The organism is Frateuria sp., from assembly GCF_013362045.1.
Taxonomy (GTDB): Bacteria; Pseudomonadota; Gammaproteobacteria; order Xanthomonadales; family Rhodanobacteraceae; genus Frateuria_A.
Genome location: NZ_JABFWW010000125.1, coordinates 1 through 7847, shown reverse-complemented (window position 1 = coordinate 7847; position 7847 = coordinate 1). Strand labels below are relative to the sequence as shown.

General features: G+C 70.8%; 8 protein-coding genes. All 8 read right to left on the bottom strand.

Features of this window, described 5'->3' with window-relative positions; all coding sequences use genetic code 11:
• A partial coding sequence (locus tag HOQ08_RS05785) for a DUF2878 domain-containing protein (protein WP_291192427.1) occupies positions 1-375 on the bottom strand: 375 nt, incomplete at its 3' end.
• Positions 372-1616 carry a cyclopropane-fatty-acyl-phospholipid synthase family protein gene (locus HOQ08_RS05780; RefSeq protein ID WP_291192428.1) on the bottom strand — a complete coding sequence of 415 codons (1245 nt, stop codon included), beginning with the start codon at positions 1614-1616 and terminating at the stop codon, positions 372-374. The genes HOQ08_RS05785 and HOQ08_RS05780, both read right to left, overlap by 4 nt.
• A gap of 29 nt (positions 1617-1645) precedes the next feature.
• Positions 1646-2419 (bottom strand): DUF1365 domain-containing protein, encoded by a 774-nt coding sequence (locus HOQ08_RS05775; RefSeq protein WP_291192426.1) that lies wholly within the window; start codon positions 2417-2419, stop codon positions 1646-1648.
• Positions 2416-3696 (bottom strand): FAD-dependent oxidoreductase, encoded by a 1281-nt coding sequence (locus HOQ08_RS05770; RefSeq protein WP_291192425.1) that lies wholly within the window; start codon positions 3694-3696, stop codon positions 2416-2418. The genes HOQ08_RS05775 and HOQ08_RS05770 overlap by 4 nt, the downstream gene beginning before the upstream one ends.
• Positions 3697-3698: 2 nt before the next feature.
• Positions 3699-4658 (bottom strand): acyl-CoA desaturase, encoded by a 960-nt coding sequence (locus HOQ08_RS05765; RefSeq protein ID WP_291192424.1) that lies wholly within the window; start codon positions 4656-4658, stop codon positions 3699-3701.
• A 345-nt stretch (positions 4659-5003) separates the two neighbouring features.
• Complete coding sequence (locus HOQ08_RS05760; protein WP_291192423.1) at positions 5004-5795, bottom strand: anti-sigma factor; 792 nt, start codon at positions 5793-5795, stop codon at positions 5004-5006.
• Entirely contained in the window at positions 5792-6349 is a 558-nt protein-coding gene (locus tag HOQ08_RS05755) for a sigma-70 family RNA polymerase sigma factor (protein ID WP_291192422.1), read from the bottom strand. Before HOQ08_RS05755 ends, HOQ08_RS05760 begins: the two co-directional genes overlap by 4 nt.
• A gap of 99 nt (positions 6350-6448) precedes the next feature.
• Positions 6449-7696: a HupE/UreJ family protein gene (locus HOQ08_RS05750; protein WP_291192421.1), complete on the bottom strand. Its 1248-nt coding sequence runs from the start codon at positions 7694-7696 to the stop codon at positions 6449-6451.
• Positions 7697-7847: the final 151 nt, after the last annotated feature.

Here is a 7847-nt window from a genome sequence, read left to right as displayed (position 1 = left end):
GGCCAGTGGCCCGCCGACGGCGCCGCACAGCCCCGCCAGCAAGGGCCGCGCGTGCAGATAGCCGAACAGCGGCACCACGGTGAGCGCGAACGCCACCCACAGCGCCATCAGCCAGGCCGGCGCCAGCGGCAACGGCCAGGGCGCGGCGTAGCGCAGCAGGCCGCTGCACACCCACAGGCTTTCCAGCACCAGCCCGACGGCCAGCGACGCCGCGATCACCCGCCATTCCACCGCGCGTCGCGGCGACACCGCGAGCCGGCCCGTCGCGAACAGCGCCACCGCGGCCACGCCCGGCCAAACCAGGCCGTGGCCCGCGCCCGCCACCGCGATGAACCAGGCCAGCTGGTAGGCGGCCAGGGTGAGCCAGAAGTTCACGCGGCGCCCTCGCCCATGCCCTGCACGCGCCGCCACTGCGGCCGCGCCAGCAGCAGGTGCGATACGCCGATGGAGCGCTCACGGAAACCCCCCTCGCAGTAGGCGAGGTAGAACTCCCACAGGCGGGTGAAACGCTCGTCGAAGCCTTGCGCGCGCACCTCGTCCAGCCGGGCCATGAAGCGCTGGCGCCAGGCCTGCAGCGTGCGCGCGTAGGAATCGCCGAAGTCCTCCTGCGCGACCAGGCCCAGGTCGCTCGCACGCGCGTTCGCCGCCAGCATCGCGCCGATCGAGGGGATGAAGCTGCCGGGAAAGACGTGGCGCTTGATGAAGTCCACCGATTTCAGCGCCTGCGGGTAGCGGTGGTCCTCGATGGTGATCGCCTGCAGCAGCGCCAGCCCGTGCGGTTCGAGCAGGCGGCCGAGCTGGCGGAAATAGACCGGCAGGTAGTCGGCGCCGATCGCCTCGATCATCTCGATGGAGACCAGCTTGTCGTAGCGCCCGTCCAGGTCGCGGTAGTCGCGCAGCAGCACCTGGACGCGCTCGCCGACTCCCGCCGCCGCCACGCGCTCGCTCGCCAGCGCATGCTGCTCCCGCGAGATGGTGGCCGTGGTGACGTGGCAGCCGTAGTGCAGCGCGGCGTGCACGGCGAAGCCGCCCCAGCCGGTGCCGATCTCCAGCACGCGGTCGCCGGGGCGCAAGTCCAGCTTGCGGCAGATCAGGTCAAGCTTGCGGGTGGACGCCTGCTCCAGCGTGTCCTCGCCATCGGCCCAGTACGCCGAGGAGTACATCAGGTCCGCCGACAGGAACAGCTCGAAGAAACCGTTGCCCAGATCGTAGTGGGCGGCGATGTTGCGCCGGCTGCCGCTGCGGGTGTTGCGGTTTAGCGCATGCCAGCCGCGCAGCACGAGGCCCTGCAGCCGCGCCAGCCCGCGCTCCATGCCGTCGAGCAGATCGCGGTTGCGCACCAGCAGGCGCACCAGCGCGACCAGGTCGTCGCAGCGCCACTGCCCATCCATGTACGCCTCGCCCGCACCCACGCTGCCGCTGGCCGCCACCGCACGGTAGAACGCCGGGTCGAGCACCTCCACGTGCACCGTGAGGTCGGTGGCCTGGTGCGCGGGCGTGCCGAGTTCCTGCGTGCCCAATGCGTCGTGCAGCGTCAGCCGGCCATGACTCACCCCGCGCAGGCGCTCGACCAGGCGCCGGCGCAGGAAGCGGTCGATGGCGCCCATGCCGCGCATGGCGTGGGGGTGGGGTTCGGCGATCGCGTTCACGGGGACCTCGCGGGATGCGTGTAGAAGGGGTTGCGCTTGAGCCACAGGCGCAGCGCGTGCCAGTAGATCGCGCCCACCACCTGCGTGCTCATCAGCGGATAGCGCCACAGCACGCGCGCCAGCGCGGCGCCGCTGAGCGGGCGGCGGTGGAGGCGCAGGTGCGCGTCGAATTCGTGCCGGCCCTCGCGCAGCACGCCCATGCGCACGATCAGTTCCTGGCCGGGCACGCCGAAGCGCCAGTCGTAGCGGCGCTGCATGGGCATGAATGGCGAGACGTGGAAGCGCTTGTCGAAGTCCCAGCGCAACAGCTCGCCGTCGCTGCCCGCGGCGTCGCACGGCAACACGTAGGCGTAGCGTTCGTGCCAGGGCGTGTTGGTGATCTCGGCGAGGATGCACTGCAGCGTGTCGCCGTCCTCGCCGTAGCAGTAGTAGAAGCTCACCGGGTTGAACACGACGCCGCCGTAGCGCAGGTGCGCCAGCAGGCGGATCGGGCCGCGCACGCAGTGGCCGGTGGCCTGTTCCACGCGCAGGCGCACCGCATCGGCCAACGGCAGTGCGGTCGGGCCCAGGAAATCGGCGCGGCGGAATTCGGCGAGGTTGCGCCCGGTGCTGGACCACAGCCAGCGACCCGCGAAGACACGGTCGATCTCGTCGAGATCCAGGTAGAGCTGCGCAATGCGGTAGGAAAACGCGTGCGGATGCGGCGCGCGCCGCCGGTGCCACACCGTGCCCTCGTACACGGCGCTGCGCAGCGGAACTTCGACGCTCATGCCGCCTCCTCCTGCGCGGCGGCGCGCACCGGCGCATCCCAGTGCACGCCCAGCGCCGCGGCCACCTCCACCGCAGTGCGCATGCCGTCCTCGTGGAAGCCGAAACCCCAGTACGCGCCGGCGAACCAGGTGCGCTGCACGCCCTGGATCTGCGCCTTGCACCGCTGCGCCGCCACCGCGTTGTGGGTGTAGACCGGGTGGTGGTAGCGCAGGCGGCGCAGCACGCGCGCGGGGTCGATGGCGTGGCTGCGATTGAGCGTGACCACGAGCGGCTCGGGCGCGTCCAGGCCCTGCAGCAGGTTCATGCAGTAGCTGACCGTGCACGGTTCCCGCGGATCGCGCGGCACGTTGGCGTTCCATGCGGCCCAGGCCTTGCGCCGGCGCGGCAGCAGCGTGGCATCCGTGTGCAGCACCACCTCGTTGCTCTGGTAGGCGATGGCGCCGAGGACCGCGTGTTCGCGCGCGCTGGCGTCGGCGAGCAGCGCCAGCGCCTGGTCGCTGTGGCAGGCCAGCACCACCTGGTCGTAGCGCTCGCATCCGGCAGCGCTGTCCAGCCGCACCGCTCCGGGCTCGCGGTGGATCGCGGTCACCGGGCAATCCAGCCGCTCCCGCACCGGCCAGTTCCGGCGCAGCGCGCGCACGTAGCTGGCCGAGCCGCCGCAGACCACCCGCCATGGCGGGCGGCCGACGACCTGCAGCATCTGGTGGTTGGCCATGAAACTCACGAGATAGCGCGCCGGAAAATCCAGGATCCGTCGTGGCGGCGAAGACCACAGCGCCGAGGCCATCGGCACCAGGTGTTCGTCGCGGAATGCGGCGCCATAGCCGCGTTCGGCCAGGTATTCGCCCAGCGCGGGGCCCGGCGCGTCCCCGTCGAGCAGCGCCGGCGCCTCGCGGTAGAAGCGCAGCAGGTCGCGCACCACGCCCAGGACGCGCGGCGACAGCAGGTTGCGGCGCTGGCAGAACAGGCCATCGAGCGAAGTGGCGTTGTATTCCAGCCCGCTGGCCTCGTTGCGCACCGAGAAGCTCATGGTGGTCGGCTGCGAGGCGACGCCGAGCTCGTCGAACAGCCGCGTCAGCAGCGGGTAGTGCGCCCGGTTGTGCACGATGAACCCGGTATCGACGGTATAGCGCCTGCCGCCTAGTTCGATGTCATGGGTGTGCGTATGGCCGCCCAGGTAATCCTCGGCCTCGAACAGGGTCACGTCATGCCGCCGCGAGAGCAGCCACGCGCTGGCAAGGCCCGCGATGCCCGAGCCGACCACGGCGATGCGCATGCTCAGCGCTCCGCCCTGTGCAGCACCCAGGCGGGCACCGGCTTGAGGTCGCTTACCAGGCCGAGCATGGCCATGAACTCGAGGCCGTACCAGGTCAGGTCGACCTCCCACCAGCGGAAGCCCTGCCGTGCGCTGCCCGGGAAGAAGTGGTGGTTGTTGTGCCAGCCCTCGCCGAAGGTGAGCAGCGCGAGCCAGGCATTGTTGCGGCTGTCGTCATGGGTGGCGAAGCGGCGCGAGCCGTAGCGGTGCGCCAGCGAGTTGATCGTCACCGTGGCGTGGAACAGCACCACGGTGGAGACGAAGAAGCCCCACACCAGCATCTGCGCGCCGCTGGTATGCAGATGCGGCGCCGCGTGCTGCAGCAGCGCACCGAGGCCGTAGAGCAGCACGGCGAGCAGCACCGGCACGGCGATATCGTAGCGGTCCAGCCAGCGCAGTTCCGGATAGCGCGCCAGGTCCGGCACGCGTTCGAGCTCGGTGCGGAAGGCCCCGGGGGTGAGGAACCAGCCCATGTGGCTCCACAGGAAGCCATGCTGGGTGGGCGAGTGCGGGTCGGCCGGCGTGTCGGCGCGGCGGTGGTGGTTGCGGTGGTGGGCCGCCCACCACAGCGGGCCGCGCTGTACGCAAGCGGCGCCGATGCAGGCGAAGGTGAACTGCACCGCACGCGAGGTGCGGAAGGTGCGAGGGGAGAAGTAGCGGTGGTAGAAGCCGGTGAGCGCGAACATGCGCAGCGCGTACAGCGCAACTGCCAGCGCCAGCGCCACCGGCGAGACGCCGGTCCACAGCACGCCCAGGCAGGCCAGGTGCAGCAGCGCAAACGGGATCGTGCGCACGAGGTCGATGCGGTCGCTGCGCTTTCCCTCGATCGCCGCCTGGCCCTCGCCGGAATCGAACCATTGGCGCAGGCTCCGGCGGAAACCTGCGGTGCGGGCGCGGGTGGCGGGAGCATCAGTGGATTGCATGGGGGCGTCCGGTGTCTGGATGCCCTAGATACGTAGCGGATGCGTGAATGGATGCAGCGAAGGAGCGCTCTTCCGATGGTTGCGCGAAGGCGCGGCCCGACGTGCGTCAGGCCGGATCCATCCGGATCGCCGTTGCGCGGGAACACGCCAAGGGAGGATCAGGCGCCGAGGGGCGAGGCGAAGCCCCTTACGGATTCCCCGGCGCCCTGATGTCCACTCGACGCATGCCCGCTCCTTCCGGGGAGCGGGTTCGGCTGAGGAATGGGCTTGCGGGAATACCCCGGATACAGGCGCACTGCCCTCTTCCCGGCAAGACCGGGGAAGAGGGAGCGTGCGCGGACCGGATCAGGCCTGCCCGCGCACGGTGGGGTTCACCCGCAGCAACGCCACCGGCTTGCCGCCGGACTCCGGCGAGGCGCCGATGGCGCCCTTGGCGATCACCGGCCCCGTGGGCTGGCCGGTGGGCGAGCCGCCCGGCGGTTCCAGCGACACCGCCAGCGCGGCGTCGGGCCCGAGGCGGGCCAGCAGGGCGCGGTCGAGCGCCAGGGTGGTGGGCGCATCGCTCGCGATCATGCCGACCGCGATCGGCTTGCCGCCGGGCGGAAGCAGCCACAGTTCGGGCGCCCTTCCGGCGGCGATCGCCTGCGGCCTGGCCGGCACCACGACCATGCGGCCCTGGGCGAGGTCCATGGTGGCGGTCCAGCCGACCTGGCCATTGTCCTGGGTGATGGCCGAAGCCATGTACGCCGGCGGCGGCGCAACGGGGCCGCGGCGGGCGGGCACCAGCAACAGCACCAGGCAGGCCGCAGCCACGGCGCTGGCGCCCAGGCCCAGCCAATGCCAGAAGCGCAGGCTCTCCCACAACCCGGGTCGCGCGACGGGCGGTGGCATGCGCGTCGGCGCCCTCAGGCCCAGGCCGTCGCGGATGCGCTCCCAGACGTAGGGCGGCGGCTCGGTCGGCACGATCTCGTCGGCCAGCGGCAGCAGCCGGCGCTGCCACAGCGCCACCGCGATGGCGGCGGCATCGCTGGTCGCCATCTCGCGTTCGACTTCCGCGCGCGCGTCGGCGTCCAGCACCCCAAGCACGTATTCGGCGTAGCGCAGATGGGAAGGAGCTTCGTCGATGGGCGTGTTCATGCGTCCAGGCACGTGCGAAGTTGCAACAGGCTGCGGCGGATCCAGCTTTTCATGGTTCCGAGCGGCACCTGGCAGCGCACCGCCAGCTCGTTATACGTAGCTCCCGAGAAAAAGGCTTCACGCACCGAGCGGCGCTGGCGTGGCTCGAGCTGGTCCAGGCAGTCGCGCAGGCGCCGGTAGTCCTGGCTGTGCTGGGCGTCGGCGGCCGGGGTGGGCTCCTCGTCGACGAGCAGATCGAGCATGGCCGGATCGTCCAGCGGCTGTTCGCGGCGTTGGCGCAGGCGATCGATCGCCTTGTTGCGGGCCAATGTGCTGAGCCAGGTCATGGCGCTCGCCTTGCCGGCATCGAAGCTCGTCGCCCGGCGCCAGGCGCTGGTCCAGGCATCCTGCAATGCCTCCTCCGCCTCGCCGCGGTCGCGCAGCATGCGCAGGCAGACACCGAACAACCGCGCCGAGGTGCGCCGGTACAGTTCTTCGAACGCGCGCTCGTCGCCCTTGGCCACTTGCGTCAGCAACCGTGCCAGCGCTTCGCCGTCCGGTGTGGGTGTACTCATCCGTAGTCCTTGCAGCGGGGTGGATCACCGGTAGGGCCTGCGAGCCCGCGAAGGTAACACCGATGCCGTAGTGGAGCACAAGCGGCGGCGGACTGGCGGTCAGTTCTGGAACAGCGCGCCGAAGCCGGGAACGGCGAGGTCGAAGGCGCGTTGTACCAGCCACAGCGTTGCGACAGTGCAGATCAGCATCGAACCCACGCGCAGCACGCCGATGCGGTAGAAGCGCGTGCGGCGAAGCAGGTAGGCCAGCGGCAGGAAGGCGAGCACGATCGACTCCTGCCCGATCTCCACGCCCACGTTGAAGCCGCCCAGCGAGGCGGCCATCGCAGCGGGCGGCAGTTGCAGGCCGGTCAGCGCACTGGCGAAGCCCAGGCCATGGATGAAGCCGAACGCGAAAGCGATCAGCCACGCACGCTGGCGCACGATCGGGTACAGGTTGTTGGACGCCGCCACCAAAACCGACAGGGCGATACCCGATTCCACCAGCCGGCTGGGCAGCGAAACGATGTTCAGCACCGCCAGCGACAGTGTCACCGAGTGCGACACCGTGAAGGCCGACACCACCTTGAGCACGTCCAGGAATACCGGCCACAGGCCGGAGGCGGCCTCCCAGCGGTAATGCGGCGGCTGGCCAGCCAGCGCCATGAAGGCCCCGCTGCCTTCGGCCACCATCGCGCTCCTGCGCCAGCCGCTGTCCGCGCGGCGGCGGACGAGCACGGCCGGCAGCAACAGCGAGAGCAGGAACAGGATGTGGTCCAGCCCGGTCCAGATGTGCCAGATGCCGTCGCTGACGAAGCTCGTGAACTCCTTCCAGCGGTCGGGCGTACGCAGGTTGAGCGTGGCGGTCGGACGATCCGGTCCGAGCACGGCGCCGGCCGTGCGCTCGCCGGCATGGAAGGTGACGATGCCGCGGTGGTATGGGTCCAGATCCGCCATCAGGTGGTAGGCCACGCCCAGCGTGCTGGGGATGTTCTTGTCGCACGACGCGTCGAAGCGCAGCACGGCATAGGCGCCGTCGGTATGCTCGTCGACCAGCTGCGCGGTGGGCGTGAGCTGGCAGGTCAGGCCGTCGCCGGTGATCGCCAGGCGCTGCAGGGCGTAGCTCTCGATCGCGGTGCGCTTCGCCTGCACCTCGCCCCAGGTGATGGCGCCGTCGTGGTTGCCGTCCAGGCCGATGGCGTAGTCCAGGTCGCGCAGGGCGATGTCCCACTGGCCGTGCAGCACGTGGTCGTTGGCCGGGTCGGTGCGCAGGGTCAGGTAGGCGTCGCTTTCCTTGTGCGCACCGGCCGTCAGCGGCAGCAACCCGAGCACGGCAGCGAAGAGCAGGCGCAGGCAGGAGGCCTTCATGGCGAATCCCTCCGCCCCGACCCGGCCTGCGCCACGGCTGCGACGGCGCGCACCTGCGCCGCCAACGGATCGATGGCCGGATCGCGCAGCTGCGTGCGGCCGATGAAATCGAGCACGGGCTGGGCCGCGGCCGGCCGGTGGGCGGCCAGCG

What these genes read in the sequence shown, in the direction of transcription:
- HOQ08_RS05780 (WP_291192428.1), bottom strand. Translation starts at nt 1,616, where the DNA reads ATGCGCGGCATGGGCGCCATCGACCGCTTCCTGCGCCGGCGCCTGGTC.
- HOQ08_RS05775 (WP_291192426.1), bottom strand. Translation starts at nt 2,419, where the DNA reads ATGAGCGTCGAAGTTCCGCTGCGCAGCGCCGTGTACGAGGGCACGGTG.
- HOQ08_RS05770 (WP_291192425.1), bottom strand. Translation starts at nt 3,696, where the DNA reads ATGCGCATCGCCGTGGTCGGCTCGGGCATCGCGGGCCTTGCCAGCGCG.
- HOQ08_RS05765 (WP_291192424.1), bottom strand. Translation starts at nt 4,658, where the DNA reads ATGCAATCCACTGATGCTCCCGCCACCCGCGCCCGCACCGCAGGTTTC.
- HOQ08_RS05760 (WP_291192423.1), bottom strand. Translation starts at nt 5,795, where the DNA reads ATGAACACGCCCATCGACGAAGCTCCTTCCCATCTGCGCTACGCCGAA.
- HOQ08_RS05755 (WP_291192422.1), bottom strand. Translation starts at nt 6,349, where the DNA reads ATGAGTACACCCACACCGGACGGCGAAGCGCTGGCACGGTTGCTGACG.
- HOQ08_RS05750 (WP_291192421.1), bottom strand. Translation starts at nt 7,696, where the DNA reads ATGAAGGCCTCCTGCCTGCGCCTGCTCTTCGCTGCCGTGCTCGGGTTG.